Source organism: Spirosoma horti (assembly GCF_054776595.1).
In genome coordinates, this window is sequence record NZ_BAAHBQ010000003.1 from 345,750 (window position 1) to 369,491 (window position 23,742).

The window sequence follows — 23,742 nt, forward strand, 5'->3', positions numbered from 1 at the left end:
TTATGGCATTTCTCCGTAAACCTAAAACTGTAAACCTGGTACTAAGTTCAGGACACTAAAGGTTGAACCGACTGCAGTACACGCTCGTAATGGGCTTCGTAAAGGGGCAAAATCCGCGATAGCTCAAATTCCTTAGCGCGCGCCAGCGCATTTTCTTTGAAGGTGGGCAGGTTAGCATCGTCCAGGACATATAGCGCATTTTTGACCATATCGTCCACGTCGCCCACCGGACTCAGGAAGCCCGTTACGCCCTGTATATTCAATTCAGGTAAACCACCGGCGTTCGAGGTAATCAAAGGCACTTCGCAAGCCAGCGCTTCCAACGCAGCGAGACCAAAACTTTCGTTCTCGGACGGCATCACGAACAAATCAGCGACAGACAGTACTTCTTCCACCGCATCGAGCTTACCCAGAAAACGAACTTGATCGTAAATACCCAGGTCACGCACCAGCCGTTCAATACGAGCGCGTTCGGGGCCATCGCCAACGAGCAGAAGCTTGGCTGGCGTTTGCTGCTGAATATGAAAAAACATCATTACGGCGTCGTCAATGCGCTTTACCCGCCGAAAGTTCGACGTATGCACAATCAGTTTTTCGCCATTCGGACAAATGGCCCGTTTGAAATGATCCTTTTGCTGACGCCTGAAACGACTCAAATCGATGAAGTTAGGAATGACCTCAATTTCACGGTGAACATTAAAGTGCTTGTAGGTATCCTGCCGTAAATTTTCAGACACGGCCGTTACGCCATCCGACTCGTTGATGCTAAATGTTACTACGGGTTCATAAGAAGCATCTTTCCCAACCAGGGTAATATCCGTACCGTGCAGCGTTGTTACAACCGGCACATTACGCCCCTGCGACCGTAAAATCATTTTGGCCATATAGGCAGCCGATGCGTGCGGGATAGCGTAGTGAACATGCAGTAGATCAACGTTTTCGTTTATCACTACGTTGACCATCGCACTTGCTAGCGCCGATTCGTAAGGCGCATATTGAAACAGCGGATAGGATGGTATATTTACCTCGTGGTAAAAGACGTTCTCGTTAAAAAAATCGAGCCGTGGCGGCTGCTGGTAGGTAATGAAATGAATTTGATGGCCGCTTTTGGCCAATCCCTTGCCAAGTTCAGTCGCTACAACGCCACTGCCTCCAAAGGTCGGGTAGCACACAATACCAATTTTCATGCGTCAGAGAACGGTTTTGTTTATCAACATCAAACAGGAGTAAAAAGAATCCCTAAAAATAGAAGAAAGGGGAAAGAGGCAAAATGAAGCAGTTTTTGTTGTTTCTTTGCGGTCTCGCCTTCCCGTACTTTCTATCCGACTTTCCAAAACGCGTACTTTGTAAAAACAGTCATGGTGGCACGGCAGTCCATTCCTTTCTCGGCGTTCACAGTTGGCTTTCTGCGGCTTATTCGGGTGCAGAACCTGCTGATTGTTGTTCTGACGCAGTTTCTGGCGCGGCTGTTTTTAATTGGCGACAAATCAGAAATTGTCCAGTCACTTACCGACCCAAAAATATGGATTCTTACCTTATCAACGGTTTGTATAGCAGCCGCCGGTTACATTATCAATGACTATTTCGATGTTAAGATTGACCTCATCAACAAGCCTCAACGCGTAGTTATTGGGCGTTACCTGAAGCGCCGGGTGGCCATGGGCGTTCACCAGGGACTGAATGTCATTGGCTGTTTGCTGGGTCTTTACTTGAGTCGATGGGTCTTTTTGGTCGATGTCCTGTCCGTTACGTTACTTTGGTTCTATTCGGCTCAATTTAAGCGGCAGCCCCTTGTCGGGAACGTTGTTATTTCCCTGTTAACGGCCCTCTCATTTATCGTTCTGGCCGTCTATTACCGTCAGAATACGGATATGCTGCTGATCTATGCCTTGTTTTCGTTTGGCATTTCGCTCATCCGTGAAATCATAAAGGACATGCAGGACATCCGAGGTGATGCCCGTTTCGGGTGCCGTACATTGCCCATTGTGTGGGGCCTCCGACGAACGAAATACCTGCTATATGGTCTGCTTGGTGCCTTTCTTCTGAGTCTGTTCCTCATTGCCAGTTCACTCCATAATGATCGGCTCACGTTTATTTTCGGGTTGCTCCTTTTTCCTGTCGCCTGGCTCACCTATCGACTTGTTATAGCCGACACCCGGCACGATTTCGGCTATCTGAGTAACCTTTGCAAACTCATTATGCTTATGGGCGTGATGAGTATGATATGGGCGTAAGAAATGTATGCTATAAGGTGTATGATGTATGTTTTAAACTATATCTTACATCATATATCGCTAAACGTACCACTATTCACATGAAAACACTAGTACTTTCATTACTCGTTGCCGTTGTCGCAGGAAGCACAAGTATGGCTCAAGCCTGTATGGGCATGAATTTTAAGTCGGGAATGAGCTTCGAGCTGAGCCAGTTCAATGCCAAAGACAAGCCCATTGGTAAAATTAATTACCTGGTCAAAGATGTTCACAAAGAAGGCAGTTCGACGGTTATGGACATTACGGCTCAGGTAGAAGATGAAAAAGGAAAACAACGCCCACCCTATACCATTCATTACACCTGTACGGGCGATGAACTGATCGCGGACATGTCGGGCATGATGCAGGCGATGCAGAATGGCGGTATGAAAGACATGGAAATGAAGCTCAAAACCAACAAGCTCGTTTATCCGGGAAAACTGAGTGTGGGGCAGAAATTGAGTGACGGCCAGATGGAAGTCGAAATGAATACGAACGGCAACACGATGATGACAATGAACATGGTCATGGCTAATCGGCAGGTAGACAGCCAGGCACCCCTGACGACGCCCGCTGGTACATTTAATGCCTACAAAATTTCGTCGGACATGAACATGGAAAACAGAGTGATGGGAATGCCCATTCGCAGTACCATGCACATTGTTAGTTACCGCGCCGACAATCAGTTATTCGATATAAAATCAGAAACATACAACAAAGGCGGTAAACTGATGGGCTATTCGCTGCTGACAAAAGTGAACTGATCTTTAGGGGCGGCCAGCGAGGTGAAATCTGGCTGACGCCGGGGACCGTACCTCACTATTTGCGCGCTCCCAATCAGTTTACGCAACTTTGTTGCAAGAAAGTGGGTTAAGGGAGCGTACGTTTGCCCAAAGCATCGTACTTTTGTGCGTGCTCATGAAGATAGATATTCTCTCCCGCAAAGCTGATTATATTGGCATAACAGGCTCGGTGCTGTGCATTATTCACTGCCTGGTCACTCCTATCCTGTTGCTGACAAGTTCGGTTTTCCAGAACTCAACCCTCCGTGTTGGCTATCTGAGCCTGGACTACGTATTTATCGGCGTAAACATCGTAGCCGTTTATTTCGCTACCCGCCATTATGCGGCTCCAGCCATCAAACGAGGTCTCTGGGGCTTTTTAGCCCTCTTTACGATGGCTCTTTTGCTGGAAGACGTAGCTCCGGTTTTCGAGTATCTTGCCTATGCCGCATCCGCCGGTCTGGTCATCACTCACCTGATCAACATCAAACAGCATAAACTGAATCATACGCATTAGTCTTAACCGCCGGGCGGTCTAATTGGCGCCGAACGCCCGGTTGTTGATGAACGTATCATCTGTGAGGGTGCGCAGGAAGGCGATGACCTGCTTTTTTTCGGAATCGGTCAGAGCAATGCCGAGCTGACCGTTGACTTTCAGCGCTGGGTCGAGAGAAGGGGTGTCTTTAACGCCGGCTGTGTAGTGATTCAATACCTGATCCAGCGTGGCAAAGCGACCGTCGTGCATGTAAGGAAACGTTTTTTCTACGTTCCGTAAACTCGGCACTCTAAACTTCAGTCGGTCAGCTTCATTCAGGGTGATTGTATACCTTCCCTGATCATTTATACCTTGGCTAGCGGGCAGGCCATTGTTGCGATAGCTCTTATCGGTGAACAAATCGGTGGCATGACAGGTCGCGCATTTTTGCTGAAACAGCGCCAGCCCCGCCAGTTCGTCGGTACTCAGGTCGCCACCAGCCTCTTTCCGTACATATTTGTCGTAACGGGAATCAGCCGAAACCAGGGTCAGTAAAAACTGAGAAATCGCTTTCAGAAAGCGAGCTGTCGTGACCGTATCTGACCCGAAAGCCGCTTTAAACATCGACGGATACTTCGGACTTTTCTGCGCCCGGCTCAGGGCATCGGAAAATTTCATATCCATCTCGACTGGATTCTGAATTGGCGAAATGGGCAGTTCATCCAGGTTTGTCACGCCCCCGTCCCAAAAGAACTCACGGCTCCAGGCCAGATTTTGCAAACCCGGCACATTACGCGTACCAAACTTACCGCCAATGCCATGACTGAGCGGATGATCGGAGTGCCCAAACCCCGCAAACTGCTGGTGGCAAAATCCGCAACTGATCGTTGTATCGCGCGAGAGAGCCGGATCATAGAATAATGCCTTGCCTAATGCTACCCCTTCGACCGTAAGTGGATTCTGACTCAAATCATAGACTACGTCCGGGAAATTAGCCGGTTTTCGAAATGCTACGGGAGTTGTTTGATAAGTTACTCCACCACCGGGTGCAGGCGGGTTAGGCTCGGGCGTTGGCTCACCGCCTTTGTTTGTCTGGCAGGCAATGGCCAGCATAAACAAGCCGGTGCTGACCGTTAAGCCAATACGCTTTGTCGATATCGTACGTAGCCACCTCATGGATTAGCCTGCAAGCGAACGTAACTAAACATCTTTGCGTAATTATCCGAAATAGAAGTCGAATAGGTATCGAACATCACAGACGGATTCTGAGCAATACTGAGCTTCGTTGATCCATTAAAAAGCGCCAGTACGTCGGTTTTTAGTTGCACGGATGGCGTCACAGTGGTTTGAACGCTGGCTAGGTCGGTTTTAAACGGGATTGTGATGGTACGTAGATTATTGATTGTTTTCTTGCCGTCATATCCCCCGCCAAATCCACCAATGTGGTAGTAGAATGCGTTATTCTGGGCGGCTGGTGCTACCGCCGATGTGCCTTCCAGTTTCAGGAAAATATAGCCTGAATTCCATTCCCAATACATTCCGTCGTTGAGCCCCGGATCGAGAACACCGGTGCGCTTGCTGATGTTGGCCAGACTACGCAGACTATCCACCCCAACGGTGAACGTTATGCCCGTATAATTGCCTGTCGGTATGCTGGATAGCGTGATCGTTTGTGAGGCTGGCTTTTCTTCCTGAATTAGGAAATAGCTGCTATCCTGCGGCACCACATAATCACTGCCATCATCTTTACGAAGGCGAATGTTACTCACAAAATAGTTGAACTTCGTAACGGTGAATGACTCACCAACGGCATTCTGATACGTGCCCGAATTCAGCACCAGATCCGATGTACCGGCTACGTTATCAAAAGCAACACGCAAACGGCCTGTGGCCACCGGCGTCATGGGCGTATCGTTTGTATTACAGGAAAAAACAGCCAGACCTAATGCGATACTAGCCAGCAACCCAACAGTAATGGTCCTTTTCATAGCATGTACGTTGGCTACCTGTTCGTTTGGGAACAGATGGGCGTGTAAATTACTAACGTAAGGAAGCTCAAAATCATGCAGGCTACCGAATTAAATCTGGTTTAAAGGCTACCGGCCTGAAAAGCCGCTTATTGTAGGCGACTTTTCCAGGCCGGTAGCCTTTACAGACTTTTCAGGTAAGCCAGACTCTGCGGCACCTGTTGCTCAGCGGCCTTGCTTTCGTCTTCGATATAGAAGTGAGCAATTGAGCTCTTACGAGCCGCCTTCAAGACAGCAGGCCAATCGATTTGACCCGTACCCAGTACGACCGACTGTTCGTTAGCCATACTTCCTTTATCGCTGCGGGCAACGCTTTTGTCAACATCTTTCAGGTGAATTAGCCGGAATCGTTTGGGGTACTTGGTTAATAACGCGGCCGGGTCCTGCCCCGGCAGATAGGTCCACGTTACGTCCATCTCATAGCCCACATACTCAGGATTGGTTTCCTTCACCAGATAATCGAACAGCGTCCCATTTTCGTAGGGCTGAAACTCGAATCCATGATTGTGATAACAGAACATAATTCCTTTTTCATGTGCCTTCTTACCAAACCGATTGAACACTTCGGCGGCTTTCTGCATCATTTCCAGCGTAGCGGCCGTCTTGTGCGGTATCGACCCGATACGAATGTACTGAACACCCAGCGCCTGAGCATTTTGCAGGATCGAATCAGGCTTTTTGTCAATGGCGTCATAACTCACCCCATAGCTACTGCACTTGAGTCCACGCTGATCGAGAAGTGCCCGAAGCTCGGGTGCCGTTTTGCCGAAAAGACTCGAAAACTCAATATCCGTAATACCCCAGGCTTTGATCTTATCGAGGGTTCCGGGAACGTCTTTACCAAAGCTATCGCGTAGGGTATATGAGACAATACCAGGCGTTTTCTGAACAAGTTTACCAAACGGTTGCGCCTGAACAGTCCAGGAACCAGCCAGAAATAAAAGTGACAACAGGGTTTTACGTAGCATATCGAAAATGAGAAACGAAAATTAGTGAACTGGTTAGTTAAGCGAGTACCCTACAACTATCAGGTATGGTGGAAGCACCAGGATAGGCAGGTCCTAAGTCAGTAAGGAATCTCGGCAGCCGTTTCTACTTAATTATGCTCTTCCACAAGCCCGTTTCTTAGCCTGTTTCTCCTTTGTTTCTTAAAGAAAATCCATAGCTCATAACGAGTTCCGGTCATTTGCTCAGTAATCCTCACCGTTCACTCAAAAGTTATGCAGGCAATGAATCATATGCTATAACTTCCTGACCAATAGACTCAAATCCCCTATTTGAAACACCGATCCAAACTTATGAAAACATTACACTGCCGAGATGCTGGCTTCGATTGCGACGCTGTCGTAAAAGCAACGACTGAAGAAGACGTTTTAAACCAGGCGGCCGAACACGCTCAGACGGTTCATGGTGTTACGGTCACGCCCGAACTAGCGGCTGGAATCAAAAGCCTGATTCGGGAAGAGCCGGTCTAACGTCGAGCCTTTCTATCCTATTTATTGCTTAAACACAACAGCACTCGACCCGTGCAGAGGGCTTACTATATCCTTTTTTCACTCAACCATCCATTTATTATGAATCAAAAATTGACGCTTTACGGTTGTCTGATGGTAACTCTTTTCCTGACGAGTTGTCAGGATCATCGCATACCTGCCCCCCCAGACCCTACATTCACGGTCGCTCCACTGGCGACGGGCCTGCTGGCTCCCATTAGTGTGGAGACCGATGCAAGTGGGCGTATTTTTGTTGCTGAACAAGGTACTGGCAAAAATGACGGCAGCGTGTCGGAAATTACATCCGATGGCAAGAAGCATCCAATTGTTACCGGAATTTACTCACAAACCAATAACACAGGCGACCTCGATGCGGTCGATCATCTGCTGGTAGCCGATGGAATGCTTTATTTCCTGACTCCTAAAGGACTTTGTAAAGTTGATCTCTCTTCTTACAAAACGGATGTGACGCCTGCCATACCGTTTTCCAGCCTGACACCCGAAAATATTCAGAAATTTGTGATCGACTATACGTTCAAGAATGATACCGGCGAATCGCACCTCTATAATTTGACGCTTGGTCCCGACGGTGCTCTCTACATTACCGATGCCGCGGCAAACGCTATCATTCGCCGATCAAAAACCGGTGAGCTAAGCGTCGTGGTTGAAGTTCCGGGTATTGTCAATCCAAATCCGGCCGGTCCTCCTCCTGGTCCCCCTTTCATTCAGTCGGTACCCACGAGTATCACGTATGATGGCCATCAGTTTCTGATCAGTACATTGCTGGGCTTCCCGTTTCCGGCTGGCAAAGCCATTCTTTATCAGATGGATCTGACGGGAACACTCGGTATCTATCAGCAAACGTTCAATAGTCTGGTCGATGTAGAAAACGATGGTAACGGAAAACCCCTGGTTCTCGAACATGCTGTATTTGGGCCAATGGGTTTCACACCAAATACGGGCCGTCTACTCCGGGCCAATGGAATGAGCAGCACTGTTTTGCTCGATAAACTGAACCTGCCAACCGACCTGAAAATAAGCAATAGCCATCTGGCTTACATAACCAGTCTGGGCGACGGTGCCTTGCTGAAGGTCACCTTCTAAGTAAATCCATGAGGTTAAATGTTGACCACATCGAACCGCCGAAGCGGAGGTACAAAGAAAACAGAGCATGACTTGATGAAGTCTACGTCTTAACCCTCTGTGTTCTTTGTGCCTTCGCTTCGGCGGTCTGATGTGGTCAACATTTTTACCATTAATCAGATAAATCCAGATGTGGCTTACTTAACTAGTCAAGGCTTCGCGTGGCGCATTTCCAGGCCAACCGACATGCGGGGTTTGAAACCCGTCCAAGGCCCAGCAGCGTCTGTTTCGGGAAGATTTAAATACTTGGCGTAATCCATTTTCTTGAGGTGAATCCCCAGAAATGCCGTAACAAAGTGTTGGTTGATGTTATTGATCCGGTGTTCGTTCCAGGCGGGTTCGGCATAATGCATGTACTCATCAGGCGATACACTGGGTTGTAGCGAAGCCGCTGGTGGCGGATTGGGCGCCACGTTGTGCCGGGCATTTACGTAGGTCAATAGGTAACGATCCGCATTGACGGCTCCGTCATAAATGGCTTTGATGCCTTTTTCGTAGCCCGATACATCGTCTTTACTACCTGCAACAAATAACGTGGGCAGGGTTAAACCCGCCAGTCCGGCAGCGTCCCAGAAACCCCGTTCCATGCCCCAGGGCGCAAACGCAACCACGGCTTTGATGCGAGGGTCTAGTGAAGCTTTGTACGACGGGGAATCCATAGCCCGGACTTCAAGGGCCGTACTGCCCTGCGCCAGTTGCCCAAACGCCTTAACAGCCTGAGCACTGAACCCCGCCCCGGTGGCATTGAGTGCGCCATAGCCGCCCATCGAGTAGCCAATCAGCGCCGTGTTATCGGCGTTCAGCAACCCAGCCAGAAAAGTATTGCTGGACTTAGTGCCTAGCCGAGCCATTTCGTTCAGCACAAACAAATCATCGAGCGCCCGATTCAGAAGTGTACTCGGAAATCCAGCGGCATCACTGTAGGTAGATTCAGTATGGTCGATGGCAACGACAACGTACCCTTTCGAGGCCAGATTTTCCGTTAAATAGGTGAGTAACAGCCGCGAGCCAAGATACCCGTGCGAAACGATCACCAACGGATACGCTCCTCCGCTGGCATCTGGCTCGGCATCACGACCGGCCCGGCCCATAAATGTGAATGGGATAAGGGGACGCTTGGGATCGTTGGAACGACCAAGTACGGATTCATACGTGACCAGAGCCGGTTTGTTGGCCACCACACGGGCCGGATACCAGACCTCAACCGTAAGCGGACGATCATAGAGCGGGTGTTTACCCTCTTTCGTGTGCAGAACGTCAACTTGGTCTTTATGAACCAGCTTCAGGGTTCGTACCCCGACGCTATACGTTCCGCGAGCCGATAGCTCGGGGGAATTGGGTAATAAATCACCATTGACAAAAGTATTGTCCGGGGTTTGGGCGATAATTGGGCAGACAGCTCCCAGCGTAAAGAGCAGGAGAAACAGGTAACGAATAGACGTAAATTTCACGGAATGTAGGAATAGGAATGTTGGCTGTAAAGCTATCTCAAACTTTCTAAAGTCAGCCGATGGTCCTGCATTTTTTACAATTTCGTAATTCATTATCCGTTACCTTTGCCAGACAACTTTAGGGGTGTCAGTTCCTGATTGAACTGACTGAGAGAATACCCTTATTACCTGATGCAGTTTATACTGCCGTAGGGAAAAGTTAACGAGACGCGCTCCGCTCTCCTAAAGTTGCTGTTTACCGAACCATTGACAGCAACATGATCCAATCTCCTCAGTCCATCTGGTCCGATGTTGAGCGTATTCGCGCTCAGGCCCCGCTTATTCATAACATAACCAACTTCGTGGTCATGAACAATACGGCCAATGCGCTGCTGGCTTTGGGCGCGTCGCCCGCCATGGTCCATGCGCCCGAAGAAGTCGAAGACTTTGTGTCTATTTCGAGTGCACTGGTCGTCAACATCGGCACACTGGATGCAACGTTTGTGGCGGGCATGCGGCTGGCCATGCGCCAGGCAAGGGCCTTGAGCAAACCCATTGTTTTCGATCCGGTTGGTGTGGGGGCTACCACCTACCGCAATCAGGTTAGTGAGGAATTGCTGGCGCTGGCCGCACCGGATATCATTCGGGGGAATGCTTCCGAAATTATGGCACTGGCGGGCCTCAACGCCCAAACGAAAGGCGTAGACAGCCTGTACGGCTCCGAAGCAGCCCTAGACGCAGCCCGGAGGCTGAGTTCCGTTTGGGGCAGCGTGGTGGTCATTAGTGGCGAAAAAGACTACATTATTCACGGTGATAAAACAGCCGTCATTGCCAACGGACACCCGCTCATGACTAAAGTGACGGGCATGGGTTGCACCGCCACAGCCCTAACCGGTGCTTTTGCCGCCGTTAACGCCGATTATTTTCTGGCGGCCACGCACGCTATGGCCGTTATGGGTATTGCAGGTGAACTGGCAGTCGCTAAAAAATCGTCTCCGGGTAGCCTGCAAGTCAACTTCCTGGATGCCTTGTATGAGTTGACCGAAACAAGTATTGTTAATCGCCTTCAACTGACCGAAGCGTGAACAGGCTTTATCTGGTAACCGACAGCGCCATTGCGCAGCAGGCGGGCCATACGCTCCCCTTCGTGGTCGAAGAAGCCTGCCGAGCGGGTGTTCGCTGGGTGCAGTTGCGCGAAAAAGAACTGTCGACCCGCGCTTTTCTGGAACTGGGCGTGACACTGAAACGCATTACGCAAGCCTACGGAGCGAAACTCATTATCAATGATCGGGTCGATATAGCCTTAGCGATCGATGCCGATGGCGTGCATGTTGGTCAGGACGATATGCCGCATCAACTCGTTCGCTCGCTCATCGGGCCAGACAAGACCATTGGCCTATCGATCAATAAGTTAGCCGAGTTGGAAGCCGCTCGCGATGCTGATCTGGATTATCTCGGCATCGCCACCGTTTTTCCGACCGGCACCAAGCAGGATACATCGAGCCTGCTTGGTCTGGATGGCTTACGGGCTATTTGTCAGCAGACTACCCTGCCAACGTTTGCCATAGGCGGCATCAATGCCAGCAATATTCAATCTATTCTCCAGGCCGGGGCTTCGGGAGCCGCTGTGGTTTCATCCATTTGTGGGCAACCGTCACCGTATGAGGCCACCCTCGAACTCATTCATCGAACAAACTCATGAAAACATACGCACGTACCCTCACCATTGCCGGGTCGGATAGTGGCGGGGGAGCCGGTATCCAGGCTGACCTGAAAACGTTTGCCGCCCTGGGCTGCTACGGCATGTCGGTGATTACGGCCCTGACGTCTCAGAATACCAAAGCCGTAACGGGCATTATGCCGGTTCCTCCCGCATTTATTGCCGAACAGATGAAAGCGGTGTTGAGCGACATTGGGGCCGATGCGGTGAAGATTGGCATGCTCCACTCGGCCGAAGTCATTGAACAGGTAGCAAAAACGCTGGTCGAGTTTGGGGTGAAAACGATTGTGTTAGACCCGGTTATGGTGGCCAAAAGTGGCGATAAGCTGTTGCAGGATGAAGCCGTCGACGCGCTTAAAACATACTTGTTGCCCATTGCGTCTGTCATTACGCCTAACCTGCCCGAAGCCAGTGTGTTACTGGGTCGCCCGGTCGAGACGTTTGACGATATGCAGCAGGCCGCCGTTGATCTGGCAACGCTTTGCCCGGGAGCGATTCTGGTGAAAGGCGGTCATTTACCCACAGCCGAAAGTACCGACTTACTGTATATCGGAGCAGAAGAGCAACATTGGTTCCCCACAAGCCGGATCCCGACGGATAATTCGCATGGAACGGGCTGTACGCTTTCTTCAGCCATTGCCGCCGGGCTGGCCCGGGATTTATCGGTGGTGGATGCGGTAGCTGCGGCCAAAGACTATTTGACTCAGGCCCTTCGCACGGGGGCCGTTTATAAACTAGGCCATGGGCATGGTCCTGTTCACCATTTTTTTAACGTTTGGCAGTAAATCCGTATGACATTCACCGACCAACTTTGGCAGGACATCAGCCCTATTTACACGTCCATACTCGAACACGGCTTTGTTACCGAGCTAATGGAGGGCAGCCTTCCATCAACAACGTTTCAATACTACATCCAGCAGGATGCGCTTTACCTGACGGACTTCAGCCGGGCGTTGAATCAACTGGCGACAAAGGCCACCACACCCGACGATATGCTGGCCTTCACGCAGTTTGCCCAAAACGCTATTCTCGTGGAGCGGGCATTGCACGAGACGTATTTTGCGCTCTACGATATCCAACCCGAAACAGCGAAAATGCCCGCCTGTTTTGCTTACACGAACTACCTGCTGGCTACCACCTCCCTTCAGTCGATAGCCGTTGGTGCTGCGGCCGTTTTGCCTTGTTTCTGGATTTATCGGCAGGTGGGCAAATACATTTATGAACGAGCCATTCAGGAAAACCCCTACCGAAGCTGGATCGACACCTACGCGGGCGACGCCTTCGACCAGTCGGTCAATCAAATGCTGGCCCTGACCAATCAATATGCCGAAACGGCCGGACCGCTGGAGGTAGCCCAAATGCGGGAAGCGTTCCGGGTATCGAGTCGGTTGGAGTGGTATTTCTGGAATGACGCGTATGAGCAGACCCGCTGGCGTGTTTGACAGATAATCAACATTCTACCCTTACTCCCGCCGAATGGCTTCGACTGGATCGAGCCGGGCGGCTCGCATGGCCGGGTACGTGCCGAAAATAACGCCAATCAGCATCGCAACGACCATGATGATAATAAACGTATTCCAGGTATACGCCATCTGAAACGGGATGTCGGTGAGAGCTTTCACAATCGGCACGAACGCCAGCGTGCTTAATAATCCCAGCGCCAGCCCAAGTAAACTACCAAAGGTGGAGATGGTGATGGATTCGGAGAGGAACTGCCATAAAATATCCTGCCGTTTTGCGCCAAGGGCCTTTCGAACGCCTATTTCGACCGTCCGCTCCGTTATCGAAATGAGCAGTACGTTCATCACACCAATCCCGCCCACCAGTACCGAAATACCCACAATCATTCCCATAATCAGGCGAAACAGAAGAAAGCCTTTGGCTACCTGACTCACACGCTGCTCATTGGTGATAATGGAAAAATCGGCCAGTTTGGTCTTCATATGGGTGGTCAGCCAGCCCTCGATCTGCTTTTTCAGTTCAGGCACATCTTCTACGCTCTCAGCCTCGATAAAACACATGGCTGGGGTGGCTTTCAGGGCACTATCCGAAAACAGAGTAACGGGCATCATCAACTGCCCAACTTTGGCGTCTTTATCGGCCGAAATCCCGATTATGGTCAGCGGAGTGCCCTTATATAACACTTGCTGATTGATAGCCGTTTTTTCTGGCTTTTTGCCCACCAGTTGCTTCGCCAGTTGCTGATTGATAACGGCAACCGGATGCTTGTTCTTCAGGTCCGTTTCGCTAAACGCCTTGCCATATACCATCGCTATGTCCGGGTGCATCGGAAGGCTCATGCCGGTCACGATTGTACCAATGTCCCGGTTAGTTGCCCTTGCCGTAATTTCAGCGGGCTGCCGACTATAGAGATACCCCGTTGCGGGCTTTGTCAGGGACGAGCGCAGTTTACCAAACGAATCGTAGGTCAAATAGGCATACGTCTCTTTCTTCACGCCTACCCCATTCACCGATTTGAACAGATTGGGTTGAATCAGAATTGCTTTCAGCGAGGTCGTTTTCGTGATTTGTTCCTGAGCATATTGCTCCATACCATCAATCAACGACAGCATGGCCACCAGGGCCGCCACCCCAATAACAATACCGAGTATCGACAACAGGGTGTGGAAAAAGCGAGTCCGAATATTTTCTAAAGCCGTTACAAACGAAACTAAGATTTTCTTTCCCATGACTGGTTTAGCACTGCTGGTTAGCGGTATGTAAGAAAGTCCAAGGTAAGACACTTTACCAGGTAGATGCAGTGCTTATGTGATAAGCGGGCGTACTCATGCATCAGCACAGCCCGAACCCGATCCGTCGTTTGTAGTTCATCCCCAGATCATCTACCGAAAATGAAGCCAGCAGAATACCAGCGTCGAAAGGGGACTTTCCGGTAGGGTTGAGCCGCAGCAAAGCCCATCAGGTTCCAAACTGTCTGGCGGCAATCAGTTGCCGGATCAGATGCGCTTGTGGCTAAACGTCGCGATGAAGGCGCTGTATTGTTTCGGCATAAAGCCTCACGGGTACGGTCGTTAAAACCGTACACTAAGGAAATGTATTTTCTAAAAAGCGGTTTGACCAATCCTGTTGTTAAACATAGATCACCAATTTACCCGTTAACTCAATCGGTATGGATAGTATCAATCAACAGCAACCCGAAAAAAACCACGAAGACCTGATTGGCAGCGAAGCCGGCAAGAAAATCAAAGAGTTGGTCGACAAAAGTAGTACGTGCTTTTTCTGCACAGGAATCAAAACCGGCGAGCCATTGCAAACAAGGCCCATGTCGGTACAGAAAGTCGACGAAAAGGGTAATTTCTGGTTTCTGAGCGCCAACGATAGCCACAAAAACGCAACGATCCAGTCCGATAACAACGTGCAGCTCCTGTTTCAGGGGTCAGACTACTCCGATTTCCTGAGTATCTACGGAGCGGCTACCATCTCTACCGATAAGGCACTTATCAAAGAACTTTGGGAGCCCATTTTAAAAGCATGGTTCACCGAAGGCGTAGATGATCCGCGTATTACGGTCATAAAAGTGAATACGCTGGAAGCTTATTACTGGGACAATAAACACGGTGATGCGGTGGCATTTGTCAAAACAATTGCCGGTGCCATCATGGGCAAAACACTGGACGACTCCATTGAAGGAACTTTAACGGTCTAGGGCAAGGTAAGCGCATGTCTGCTGTTCAGGTAGTCTGAACAGCAGACAGAAAAGAAGCATGTATGGGCACTCTGACGTGGGCAACTAACCACGCCGGGGTGCCCATATATAGTTGTTAACTGGTTGATCTCAGGTAGATCCGATAAAATCTCAATGTATACTGACGCCTGATTCGTAGAAGATCCGCTTCTTTTGATGAGCGGAATTCAACCACAACACCTAGCCTTTTAGCAAAACGATGGACTATCAGGACCTGATCAATCGAGCCTACAACGCGTTCAACACAAAGGATATCGATGCTGTGCTTGCCCTCATGCACACAGATGTACAATGGCCTAACGGCTGGGAAGGCGGCTACGTACACGGGCATGACGAGGTACGGGCATATTGGACGCGGCAATGGCAGGAAATCGACCCAACCGTAACGCCCTTATCAATTCGGTCGATGACCGGTGGACAGATCGACGTGCTCGTCCATCAACTGATCCACGACAAAAAAGGCACTATTCTGACAGATGGTATGGTCAAACATGTCTATACGATTGAGGAAGAAAAAATCAAACGGATGGACATAGAATGACCTGCCTGATCCGTTTCAATGGATTGACCAGTCTTATTTCTCCATCAACGCCTGTAGCGCTTTAATCATATCGGCCTTCTTCTCGTGGGCGTTGTTGCAGAGCAGAATAATCGTTTTGTCGGCGTCGATGTAGCGCATGATCTGAGTTTTGTAGCCGGGGTTATCACCGTCGTGCCAGACAAGACGGCCAAGTTTCGGGCTTTGCGACAACTCCCACCCGAAGCCATACGAAGACAGTGAGCCATCATTGAGTTTAGCCGGAGTGAAGGCGTCTCTCAGCGTTTGCTGACTAACCAGTTGATTAGAGTACAGCGCACGGTCCCACTTCAGCAAATCGTCGGCGGTCGAACTGATACGACCGGGGCCTTTGCGGTCACCCAGCCAGATGGCGTAATTAAATTCGGGAAAGGAATCGGCCTGAACGTACCGTTTTTTCTCAGGCACATAAATATGTCCCCAGGCCACATCAGGCAGTTTTAGTTTTGCTTCTCTGGTGCGAATGTCGGTATGCGTCATGCCGACGGGGTTAAAAATGCGCGTTCGGCAAAAGTTGATAAAATCCTGTCCCGATGCCCGTTCGGCAATGCTCGCCAGTAGCATGTAACCCGTATTGCTGTAGGTGTATTTGGCTCCCGGTTCAAATAGTTTCGCGGGGTGGTACTTGATCAGATAGGCAACGTTGTCGGCGTTGTTGGCGACTTTGCTCTTGTCCCAATGCTTGTCCATCACATCCTGATAATCAGGCAGACCGGACGTATGGTTGAGCAGGTGCCGGATAGTTATTCCCGGATACGGCAGACCCGAAATGTATTTATCAATCCGGTCATCGTAATTGAGCTTTCCCTCCTGCTTCAGCATCATGATCGTCATGGCCGTAAACTGCTTGGAGACGGAGGCCAGTTCGAAAATAGACGAAGTTGCCAGTGGCGATTTCGTCTCGAATCGTTTATAGCCGAACGCCTTTTCGTAAATGGGCTTGCCTTTGTCGGCAATGAGCACCACTCCACTAAAGTCGGGCGTGCTGGCGAATAATTTATCGAGGTCGCCTTCGAGTGACTGCTGGGCACTGGCACAAAAGTTAACGGATACTACGATAAAAAACAGGTAGGTTAATAGATTGATTTTCATGAATGAGCAGGTTGTATTAGGATACCGGTAAAAATACATGTTTACCCAAATATCCATCAACGAGTGCTTAAATTGATGCAGAAAGGTCTTTATTCCTAATCGGTACCTTCGTTCTGGTATTTGCCGCAATTGTAGTAAAAGTACCGAATGCCCCATAAATTTAGGCCGCTGGAGACTTTGTGCAGTTAATTCCAAAAACAGATTTCTATTTTCGACGTACCCATTGTGCCTATTTATCAACCTGAACTCAGAACCGTCAGCGTAACGCGCTATGCCAAACCCTTGCGGGAGGGTGGCTCGTTGCCCGCCCTGGTCGAGGCCGATGACGATTTTCTATACGTACTCAAGTTTCGTGGAGCGGGGCAAGGAGCCAAAGCGCTTATCGCGGAACTGATTGCGGGTGAGATTGCCCGTTTGCTTGGCCTACGGATTCCGGAAATCGTGTTCGCGACGCTCGATGAAGCGTTTGGCCGTACGGAGCCCGACGAAGAAATTCAGGATCTGCTCCGGGCCAGCGAAGGCCTCAACCTGGCCCTGCATTATCTGGCTGGCTCCATTACGTTCGACCCACTGGTCACGACAGTCGATGCCAAACTAGCGTCGCAAATTGTCTGGCTGGACTGTCTGGTCACGAACGTTGACCGCACGGCCCGCAATACAAACATGCTCATCTGGCATAAGGAATTATGGCTGATCGACCATGGCGCAGCCCTGTATTTTCACCACTCCTGGGAAAACTGGGAAGCCCAGAGCAAGCGCCCGTTCGTTCAGGTGAAAGACCATGTATTGCTGCCTCAGGCCAGCGAACTCGATGCCGTCGATGCCGAATTTCGAACGATCCTCACCCCTGACCGTATCCAAGCTATCGTCGGGTTGATTCCTGACGAATGGCTGATAAACGAGTCGACGCCGGAGTCGCCCGACGAACAGCGCGCGGTGTACGCCCAATTTTTAGTATCGCGAGTTGCCTCATCCGAAATCTTTGTGAAAGAAGCTATCCATGCCAGAAAAGCACTTGTTTGAGTACGCCGTCATCCGCGTCATGCCACGCGTCGAACGGGAAGAATTCCTTAACGTAGGCGTCATTCTTTACTGCTCTGCGGAAGGCTTTCTGAAAACAATGTATACATTGAATGAAGATCGGCTTTGTGCTTTCTCGGACAAGATCGACTGCCAGGAATTGAAAGAGCGCCTGCTGGCCTTCGAACGCATCTGCGCTGGCCGTAAAGAAGGCGGCACCATCGGTCAACTACCCATTGCGGGTCGCTTTCGCTGGCTGACCGCAACCCGAAGCACAGTGGTACAAACGTCGCCTGTTCACCCCGGTCTATGCATAAGCGCCCAGGAAACGCTGGAAAAACTTTTTGAGCAGTTGGTCCTGTAACATGGCTAATTGCAATGGCTGGTCTTATTAGCCCAACAGTTATGCGGACCGGATGTCGGAATGCCGCATCACCGCATTACAAACTATACCTATGCACCATCTCGCTACCGCTCTGTGCCTGCTGCTCCTCGTCGTACGTAGTTACGCCCAGCCTCGTACAGATGCCCTGCTTAAGGATTTGCTTTTGACGAACAAGCACCCTGTTTTTCAAGAAGTTATCCAGCATCCGGAAACTTATCGACTACAGATCATTTATACGCAGATTGACCGGGATGCCAACAATAAACCGTCTTTCAAAAACTACTATTTTCGGGTCGATAGTACGGAGTATTTCAACCCCGCTTCGACCGTAAAATTACCCCTGGCCCTGCTGTCACTTGAGAAAATAAACCAGTTGAAAAAGCCTGGCGTGACCAAGTTTACGTCCATGCAGTTCGACAGCGCTTACAGTGGGCAAACAAAAGAATGGCACGACAACACGGCCCAGACGGGCTATCCGTCGATCGCTCAGTTTATCAGAAAAGCGTTTCTAGTGAGTGACAATGACGCCTATAGCCGCATGTATGAATTCGTCGGGCAGGAACGCATTAACCGAAATTTACACGCCAAAGGGTATCTGGATACACGGATTACACATCGGTTCGTGCGGATGACACCGGAAGAAAACCGCCATACCAACCCCATTCGGTTTATTCAGGCAGATGGAAAGCTCCTGTATGCGCAGGAGGCAGCGTATAACAAAGACCCGTTTGACTTCAGTCGGACGGCCAAACTCGGCAAGGGATATTATGCGAAAGACAGCCTGATTCAGGAGCCCTTCAACTTCACGGAACGGAACAAATTTCCGCTTGAAAGTTTCCAGCAGATTTTACAATCCGTTATGTTTCCGCTCTCCGTGCCGAAGAAGCAACGGTTCGACCTCACGCCCGACGACTATGCCTTTCTGTATCAGTACCTGTCGCAATTTCCCCGCGAAACCAATTACCCCAAATACGACGCTCAACAGTATTATGATAGTTACGTAAAATTCTTTTTTATGGACAGTCTGCACCATCAACTCCCTCAGAATGTCCGGGTTTTCAACAAAGTTGGCTGGGCCTACGGCTTTCTGACAGACGCGTCTTACGTGGTGGACTTCAACCATAAAGTCGAATACATGCTAACCGCGACTCTGTATGCCAACAGCGATGGCATTCTGAATGACGATAAATATGAGTACGAGACCGTGGGTCACCCGTTCCTGTATCAGCTTGGTCAAACGATCTACCAGCATGAATTGAACCGTAAACGAACACATGTGCCCAACCTGAGTTCGTTTCGGATTCCGTACGAGAAACGGGCGAACGACAACCGGACCACAATCAAAGACGTCGATAATTAGGTCAACTGGGTTTCACAAAGATTTTTTCGTTATTTACCGACTGATGGTGGGGCTGTTTTGCATCGGTTTAAACACGGGGCAAAATGGCCACTCATATCCTTCCCCTTACCGACATGAACCTCACGACTACTTTCCGGGCAAGCGTATTGCTGGTGCTCACCACCATTTCGGTCTATGCACAAACAGGTACTAAGCAGGCCCCTCCGCTCCTGGCCGCGGCTGCACCCGAAATGGTCGGTTTCTCCAGCGAACGACTCAACCGCATCGACGGGCTCATTCAATCGTACATCGACAAAAAAGCCTTTCCGGGTGTCGCTGCGTTGGTGGTAAAAGACGGCAAAATTGTGTACTACAAAGCGTTTGGCACCGCTGATCTGGACATTAACAAGCCGCTGGCGAAAGATGCGATCTACCGGATTGCGTCCATGACGAAAGCCATTACGTCACTGGCGGTGATGATGCTTCACGAAGAAGGCAAAATCATGCTCGACGACCCGATCAGCAAGTATATCCCGGAGTTTGCCAAGCCGGTTGTTCTCGACAAATTCAATGAAAAAGACAGCACCTATACCACCGTTCCCGCAAAGCGGGAAATTACCATCCGGCATTTATTGACCCATATGTCGGGCCTCAATTACAACGTGATTTCGAGCGATCCCCACATGCGGGCCATTTATACGAAAGCAGGAATTATCGATGCGTTTACAACCCAAAACGTAAAAATTGGTGATGCGGTGAAGACGCTGGCAAAGTTGCCGCTCAATCATCAACCCGGCGAAAAGTGGACCTATGGCCTGAGCATCGATGTGTTAGGCGCCCTGGTGGAAGTCGTATCGGGAATGCCGCTGGACCAGTTTTTTCAGAAACGTATTTTCGAACCGCTGGGCATGAAAGACACGTATTTCTATCTGCCCGACTCGAAAAAAGACCGACTGGTGCCGGTCTATTCGGAAGACAAGGACAAGAAACTTGTCAAAACATCGACCATAAAAACGCTGCCTACCGATCCTGATTTCCCAATCGTTGGCGCCAAAGCCTATTTTTCGGGTGGTGGCGGTTTGTCGAGTACGGCCTACGATTACGCTATTTTTCTCCAGATGCTGTTGAATAACGGCGTGTACAATGGCAAGCGGTTTCTAAGCCGGAAAGGCGTTGACCTATTTACCAACTCGAATCAGACGGGCACCCTTTTCCCGGATCCGCACGGCTATTTCAGCCTGGGCTTTTCCGTTGTCAATGAGAAAGGGCACACCAAAGACCTGAGCAGCATAGGCACTTTTTCCTGGGGCGGGGCTTTTAGCACGGACTATTTTGCCGATCCTAAAGAAAAAATCTGCGCGGTGCTCATGAAACAGATGTGGGGAACAAGTTACGGCGGGGAACTCGATGATAAATTCAGTCTGATGATCTACCAGGCACTGGACAATTAATTAATGTGGCGAATCTTACCGCTCCGGATAAGTTTCGATCTGTCCTGATAGCTCCTGTATGGCTTCCTGGAGTTGCGTGCGGCTCAACACTATATCCATTTCTACCGGAAAGTCAGGATATTCGTTCCAGGCGGGTGTCAGATCGTGTCCCAACTGGATTTGCAGCCGGTAGCTATCATCGGATATCGCCTTCGCGTCCATACTTAAACCCGGCTCGGAGAAGGTCAGGGCCACATGATTGGTGGCTTTATTCCAGAGTGCCCGAAGTCCCGTCAGCAGACGTTTAACCTCCCAGGTGTGCAACCTTGCCGACTGTGTGTCAGCCTGTTGCCGCCAGAAGGTCGAAAACCGGCATTGAAGCCGATTGCGGTCACGCCAGCTTTTTGTCGCCTGGCCGTAACCCAGGATGGCGAACTCAAATGAGTCCAGTGAGTTAGCAGAAGATACAAATTTCATAACGAAGTAATTTAGGGAGGGCAACTATTCTCTACCTAACAAATATACTAAATATGTTGTTACAGATTCCCGGCAAAATTTAACTATTCGTGATGCCCGTATTCAATTCTATCCAACGGGAAAGTTTATCAATCCGTTAACTTCCGCCCTCAGTCACTCATCTGCGTAGTCAGTTTCCTTATCTTTGCGGCCGAAAGGATACACAAACTAATCATTCAGATAGATGGCAAACGTGCTCATTATTGGAGCCGGTGGTGTTGGTAGTGTTGTGGCGCACAAATGTGCCATGAACAGCAATGTCTTCACAACGATTATGCTGGCTAGTCGCACGAAATCCAAGTGCGACCGTATTGCGGCCGAAATTCAGGAGATGCACGGCGTCACTGTTCAAACCGCCCAGGTAGATGCCGATGTGGTGGCCGAAATGGTCGCCCTGATCCGGTCATTCAAGCCCGTGCTGGTCATTAATGTGGCCCTACCCTACCAGGATTTGCCCATTATGGATGCCTGCCTGGAAGCGGGTGTGCACTATATGGATACGGCTAATTATGAACCCAAAGATGTTGCCAAGTTTGAATACAGCTGGCAATGGGCTTACAAAGAGCGCTTTGAGGAGGCTGGCCTGATGGCCCTTCTGGGCTGCGGCTTCGATCCGGGTGCCACGCAGGTATTCACCGCCTACGCTAACAAGCACTACTTCGACCGGATGGATTATCTGGACATCGTAGATTGCAATGCAGGCAACCATGGCAAAGCATTTGCCACCAATTTTAACCCAGAAATTAACATCCGGGAAATAACCCAGCCCGGTCGTTATTGGGAAAATGGCGAATGGATCGAGATTCCGGCCATGAGTATTCACAAACCCATCGAATACCCCGAAATCGGCGCTCGTGAGTCGTACGTGCTGTATCACGAGGAACTGGAATCACTGGTCAAGAACTTCCCAACCCTGAAACGGGCTCGTTTCTGGATGACCTTTGGGCAAGCGTATCTGACTCATCTGGAGGTACTTCAGAACGTGGGCATGACCCGAATCGACAAGGTGAAGTTCCAGGGTATGGACGTTGTGCCGCTCGAATTTCTGAAAGCGGTGCTGCCTGCTCCCGATTCGCTGGGCGAAAACTACACGGGCCAGACCAGCATTGGCTGCCAGATTAAAGGGGTGAAAGATGGGGAAGAGCGCACGTGTTTCATCTGGAACAACTGCGACCATGCTGAAACCTACCGTGAAGTGCGTGGACAGGCCGTTAGCTACACGACGGGCGTTCCGGCCATGATTGGTGCCATGCTGATGCTCACCGGCGTCTGGATGAAACCCGGCGTCTGGAACTGCGAAGAACTGGACCCGGATCCGTTTATCGAGCAAATGAACATACAGGGGCTACCCGTTCAGGAGCGCATCAACATCCCGCTCCCGCACGATTATTAGGAAGCTCTGCCGGTTACGTTGTGCGAGAGTCGACTCTCGCACAACGTAATCGGTATTGATGATTTATCGATCTCCCGTTCATCCCAGATGGCGGGATTTTTCGTTATTTAGATACCCAATCAAATCCACTGACCATCCATCGCATGAAAACTCTATTTCTAACGACAATAGCCCTTCTCTCCCTTTCGATTGGGTATGCCCAAACCCGTGACACGACCAAAGCGAACAGCGCCAGCCGACAGGATAGCCCTACGCCCCTCAACCAACGGAACGGATACGAAACGTACCAATCGACGAATCAGATTATTGGCGCTGGGCCAAACGGCATGGTTAATACCCTCGATAACCGCTACGAAGGGCTGAAGGGAACTCCTTATTTTTTACCCGACTGGATCAATGGGCAGGTCGAGATGACGACAGGGAAGAACTACACCAATGTGCCGCTCAAATTCAATGCCCACAAACAACAGTTGATTCTACTACGAACAGGCTTCGGGAATGACTCGATCATTATCGATGCCAATCAGGTAAAGCACTTTGCCCTCAACAGTAAAGACGGACAAGTATACTTTTTCGAGCGCTTACCAACGGCCAAAACAAATGATCAAACCCTGAAGGACGGCTACTTTCTGTTGCTCTATCAGGGTAAGAACGCCTTACTGAAGCGAATAGCCAAAACGGTCAAATCAGCCGATTATAAAAACCCGTACGCCAGCGATGTACGCTATGACGCCTACCAGAATGCGTTTTCTTATTATCTGCTCAGGCCCGACCAGACATTGACCAAAGTCAAACTCTCAGACAAGTCGATTATCGACGCCCTGGGTGATCGGAAAGAAGAACTGAAAGCATTTGTCAAGCAGGAAAATCTGTTGTTTAAAACCGATACTGACGCCATTCTGCTCGTAAAAAAGTACGACAGTCTGTAATATGGAATCTGGCGGGTGCGAGCATCCTGGTAA

At 50.0% G+C, this 23,742-nt stretch carries 25 protein-coding genes and 1 riboswitch; of the genes, 17 read left to right on the forward strand and 8 right to left on the reverse strand.

The genetic code is table 11. From position 1 onward, the window contains the following. Positions 1–47 precede the first annotated feature (47 nt). Positions 48–1,187: an N-acetyl-alpha-D-glucosaminyl L-malate synthase BshA gene (bshA, locus tag ACYVAM_RS09350; RefSeq protein ID WP_461066197.1), complete on the reverse strand. Its 1,140-nt coding sequence runs from the start codon at positions 1,185–1,187 to the stop codon at positions 48–50. A gap of 171 nt (positions 1,188–1,358) precedes the next feature. Between bshA and ACYVAM_RS09355 the strand changes: the two genes are divergently transcribed. From ACYVAM_RS09355 to ACYVAM_RS09365, 3 genes are all read left to right on the forward strand, one after another. Next, the gene (locus ACYVAM_RS09355) at positions 1,359–2,234 is read left to right on the forward strand and encodes a geranylgeranylglycerol-phosphate geranylgeranyltransferase (protein WP_461066199.1); all 876 of its coding nucleotides are present in this window, start codon (positions 1,359–1,361) and stop codon (positions 2,232–2,234) included. An 80-nt stretch (positions 2,235–2,314) separates the two neighbouring features. Then, positions 2,315–3,016, forward strand: a complete 702-nt coding sequence (locus ACYVAM_RS09360; RefSeq protein WP_461066201.1) for a TapB family protein — start codon at positions 2,315–2,317, stop codon at positions 3,014–3,016. A gap of 154 nt (positions 3,017–3,170) precedes the next feature. Then, complete coding sequence (locus ACYVAM_RS09365) at positions 3,171–3,551, forward strand: MerC domain-containing protein (RefSeq protein WP_461066203.1); 381 nt, start codon at positions 3,171–3,173, stop codon at positions 3,549–3,551. 18 nt (positions 3,552–3,569) lie between these two features. On the opposite strand, the gene ACYVAM_RS09370 is transcribed toward ACYVAM_RS09365, so the two are convergent. From ACYVAM_RS09370 to ACYVAM_RS09380, 3 genes are all read right to left on the reverse strand, one after another. Beyond that, complete coding sequence (locus tag ACYVAM_RS09370; protein ID WP_461066205.1) at positions 3,570–4,685, reverse strand: cytochrome-c peroxidase; 1,116 nt, start codon at positions 4,683–4,685, stop codon at positions 3,570–3,572. Beyond that, positions 4,682–5,497, reverse strand: a complete 816-nt coding sequence (locus ACYVAM_RS09375) for an MbnP family protein (protein ID WP_461066207.1) — start codon at positions 5,495–5,497, stop codon at positions 4,682–4,684. The genes ACYVAM_RS09370 and ACYVAM_RS09375 overlap by 4 nt, the downstream gene beginning before the upstream one ends. Positions 5,498–5,658: 161 nt before the next feature. Next, positions 5,659–6,504 carry a sugar phosphate isomerase/epimerase family protein gene (locus tag ACYVAM_RS09380; protein WP_461066209.1) on the reverse strand — a complete coding sequence of 282 codons (846 nt, stop codon included), beginning with the start codon at positions 6,502–6,504 and terminating at the stop codon, positions 5,659–5,661. Positions 6,505–6,834: 330 nt separating this feature from the next. Between ACYVAM_RS09380 and ACYVAM_RS09385 the strand changes: the two genes are divergently transcribed. Together ACYVAM_RS09385 and ACYVAM_RS09390 are read left to right on the forward strand one after the other, a co-directional pair. Continuing rightward, positions 6,835–7,011 carry a DUF1059 domain-containing protein gene (locus tag ACYVAM_RS09385; RefSeq protein WP_461066211.1) on the forward strand — a complete coding sequence of 59 codons (177 nt, stop codon included), beginning with the start codon at positions 6,835–6,837 and terminating at the stop codon, positions 7,009–7,011. Between the two features lie 99 nt (positions 7,012–7,110). After that, positions 7,111–8,133, forward strand: coding sequence for a ScyD/ScyE family protein (locus tag ACYVAM_RS09390; protein WP_461066213.1), 1,023 nt, complete (start codon positions 7,111–7,113; stop codon positions 8,131–8,133). Between the two features lie 188 nt (positions 8,134–8,321). Here ACYVAM_RS09390 and ACYVAM_RS09395 read toward each other — a convergent pair whose 3' ends face one another. Continuing rightward, a complete protein-coding gene (locus tag ACYVAM_RS09395; protein WP_461066215.1) occupies positions 8,322–9,623 on the reverse strand; it encodes an alpha/beta hydrolase family protein in 1,302 nt (433 codons plus the stop codon). Between the two features lie 110 nt (positions 9,624–9,733). After that, positions 9,734–9,835, forward strand: a riboswitch (TPP riboswitch). A gap of 45 nt (positions 9,836–9,880) precedes the next feature. Here ACYVAM_RS09395 and thiM point away from each other — a divergent pair. From thiM to tenA, 4 genes are read left to right on the forward strand one after another with little or no spacing between them, the layout of a single operon-like run. Next, positions 9,881–10,687 carry a hydroxyethylthiazole kinase gene (thiM, locus tag ACYVAM_RS09400; RefSeq protein ID WP_461066217.1) on the forward strand — a complete coding sequence of 269 codons (807 nt, stop codon included), beginning with the start codon at positions 9,881–9,883 and terminating at the stop codon, positions 10,685–10,687. Beyond that, complete coding sequence (gene thiE, locus ACYVAM_RS09405; RefSeq protein ID WP_461066219.1) at positions 10,684–11,304, forward strand: thiamine phosphate synthase; 621 nt, start codon at positions 10,684–10,686, stop codon at positions 11,302–11,304. The genes thiM and thiE overlap by 4 nt, the downstream gene beginning before the upstream one ends. After that, complete coding sequence (gene thiD, locus ACYVAM_RS09410) at positions 11,301–12,107, forward strand: bifunctional hydroxymethylpyrimidine kinase/phosphomethylpyrimidine kinase (protein WP_461066221.1); 807 nt, start codon at positions 11,301–11,303, stop codon at positions 12,105–12,107. The genes thiE and thiD overlap by 4 nt, the downstream gene beginning before the upstream one ends. A gap of 6 nt (positions 12,108–12,113) precedes the next feature. Further along, positions 12,114–12,764 carry a thiaminase II gene (gene tenA, locus ACYVAM_RS09415; protein WP_461066223.1) on the forward strand — a complete coding sequence of 217 codons (651 nt, stop codon included), beginning with the start codon at positions 12,114–12,116 and terminating at the stop codon, positions 12,762–12,764. A gap of 21 nt (positions 12,765–12,785) precedes the next feature. Here tenA and ACYVAM_RS09420 read toward each other — a convergent pair whose 3' ends face one another. Further along, positions 12,786–14,012, reverse strand: coding sequence for an ABC transporter permease (locus tag ACYVAM_RS09420; protein WP_461066225.1), 1,227 nt, complete (start codon positions 14,010–14,012; stop codon positions 12,786–12,788). A gap of 440 nt (positions 14,013–14,452) precedes the next feature. Here ACYVAM_RS09420 and ACYVAM_RS09425 point away from each other — a divergent pair, with 440 nt between their 5' ends. Together ACYVAM_RS09425 and ACYVAM_RS09430 are read left to right on the forward strand one after the other, a co-directional pair. Then, positions 14,453–14,989 (forward strand): pyridoxamine 5'-phosphate oxidase family protein, encoded by a 537-nt coding sequence (locus ACYVAM_RS09425; protein ID WP_461066227.1) that lies wholly within the window; start codon positions 14,453–14,455, stop codon positions 14,987–14,989. A 238-nt stretch (positions 14,990–15,227) separates the two neighbouring features. Beyond that, positions 15,228–15,569 carry a nuclear transport factor 2 family protein gene (locus ACYVAM_RS09430; protein WP_461066229.1) on the forward strand — a complete coding sequence of 114 codons (342 nt, stop codon included), beginning with the start codon at positions 15,228–15,230 and terminating at the stop codon, positions 15,567–15,569. Between the two features lie 33 nt (positions 15,570–15,602). Here ACYVAM_RS09430 and ACYVAM_RS09435 read toward each other — a convergent pair whose 3' ends face one another. After that, positions 15,603–16,697: a serine hydrolase domain-containing protein gene (locus ACYVAM_RS09435; protein ID WP_461066231.1), complete on the reverse strand. Its 1,095-nt coding sequence runs from the start codon at positions 16,695–16,697 to the stop codon at positions 15,603–15,605. A gap of 225 nt (positions 16,698–16,922) precedes the next feature. Between ACYVAM_RS09435 and ACYVAM_RS09440 the strand changes: the two genes are divergently transcribed. From ACYVAM_RS09440 to ACYVAM_RS09455, 4 genes are all read left to right on the forward strand, one after another. Next, positions 16,923–17,720 carry a HipA family kinase gene (locus tag ACYVAM_RS09440; RefSeq protein ID WP_461066233.1) on the forward strand — a complete coding sequence of 266 codons (798 nt, stop codon included), beginning with the start codon at positions 16,923–16,925 and terminating at the stop codon, positions 17,718–17,720. Then, positions 17,698–18,081, forward strand: a complete 384-nt coding sequence (locus tag ACYVAM_RS09445) for a DUF3037 domain-containing protein (protein WP_461066234.1) — start codon at positions 17,698–17,700, stop codon at positions 18,079–18,081. The genes ACYVAM_RS09440 and ACYVAM_RS09445 overlap by 23 nt, the downstream gene beginning before the upstream one ends. 91 nt (positions 18,082–18,172) lie before the next feature. Continuing rightward, on the forward strand, positions 18,173–19,462 hold the full coding sequence (locus ACYVAM_RS09450) for a serine hydrolase (protein ID WP_461066236.1): 1,290 nt from the start codon (positions 18,173–18,175) through the stop codon (positions 19,460–19,462). Positions 19,463–19,545: 83 nt separating this feature from the next. Next, the gene (locus ACYVAM_RS09455; RefSeq protein ID WP_461066238.1) at positions 19,546–20,892 is read left to right on the forward strand and encodes a serine hydrolase domain-containing protein; all 1,347 of its coding nucleotides are present in this window, start codon (positions 19,546–19,548) and stop codon (positions 20,890–20,892) included. A 15-nt stretch (positions 20,893–20,907) separates the two neighbouring features. Here the strand turns inward: ACYVAM_RS09455 and ACYVAM_RS09460 are convergent, their stop codons facing one another. After that, the gene (locus tag ACYVAM_RS09460) at positions 20,908–21,348 is read right to left on the reverse strand and encodes a WapI family immunity protein (protein ID WP_461066240.1); all 441 of its coding nucleotides are present in this window, start codon (positions 21,346–21,348) and stop codon (positions 20,908–20,910) included. Positions 21,349–21,571: 223 nt separating this feature from the next. On the opposite strand from ACYVAM_RS09460, the gene ACYVAM_RS09465 reads away from it, so the two are divergent. Together ACYVAM_RS09465 and ACYVAM_RS09470 are read left to right on the forward strand one after the other, a co-directional pair. Next, positions 21,572–22,780 carry a saccharopine dehydrogenase family protein gene (locus tag ACYVAM_RS09465; protein ID WP_461066242.1) on the forward strand — a complete coding sequence of 403 codons (1,209 nt, stop codon included), beginning with the start codon at positions 21,572–21,574 and terminating at the stop codon, positions 22,778–22,780. A 143-nt stretch (positions 22,781–22,923) separates the two neighbouring features. Continuing rightward, entirely contained in the window at positions 22,924–23,709 is a 786-nt protein-coding gene (locus ACYVAM_RS09470) for a hypothetical protein (RefSeq protein ID WP_461066244.1), read from the forward strand. Positions 23,710–23,742: the final 33 nt, after the last annotated feature.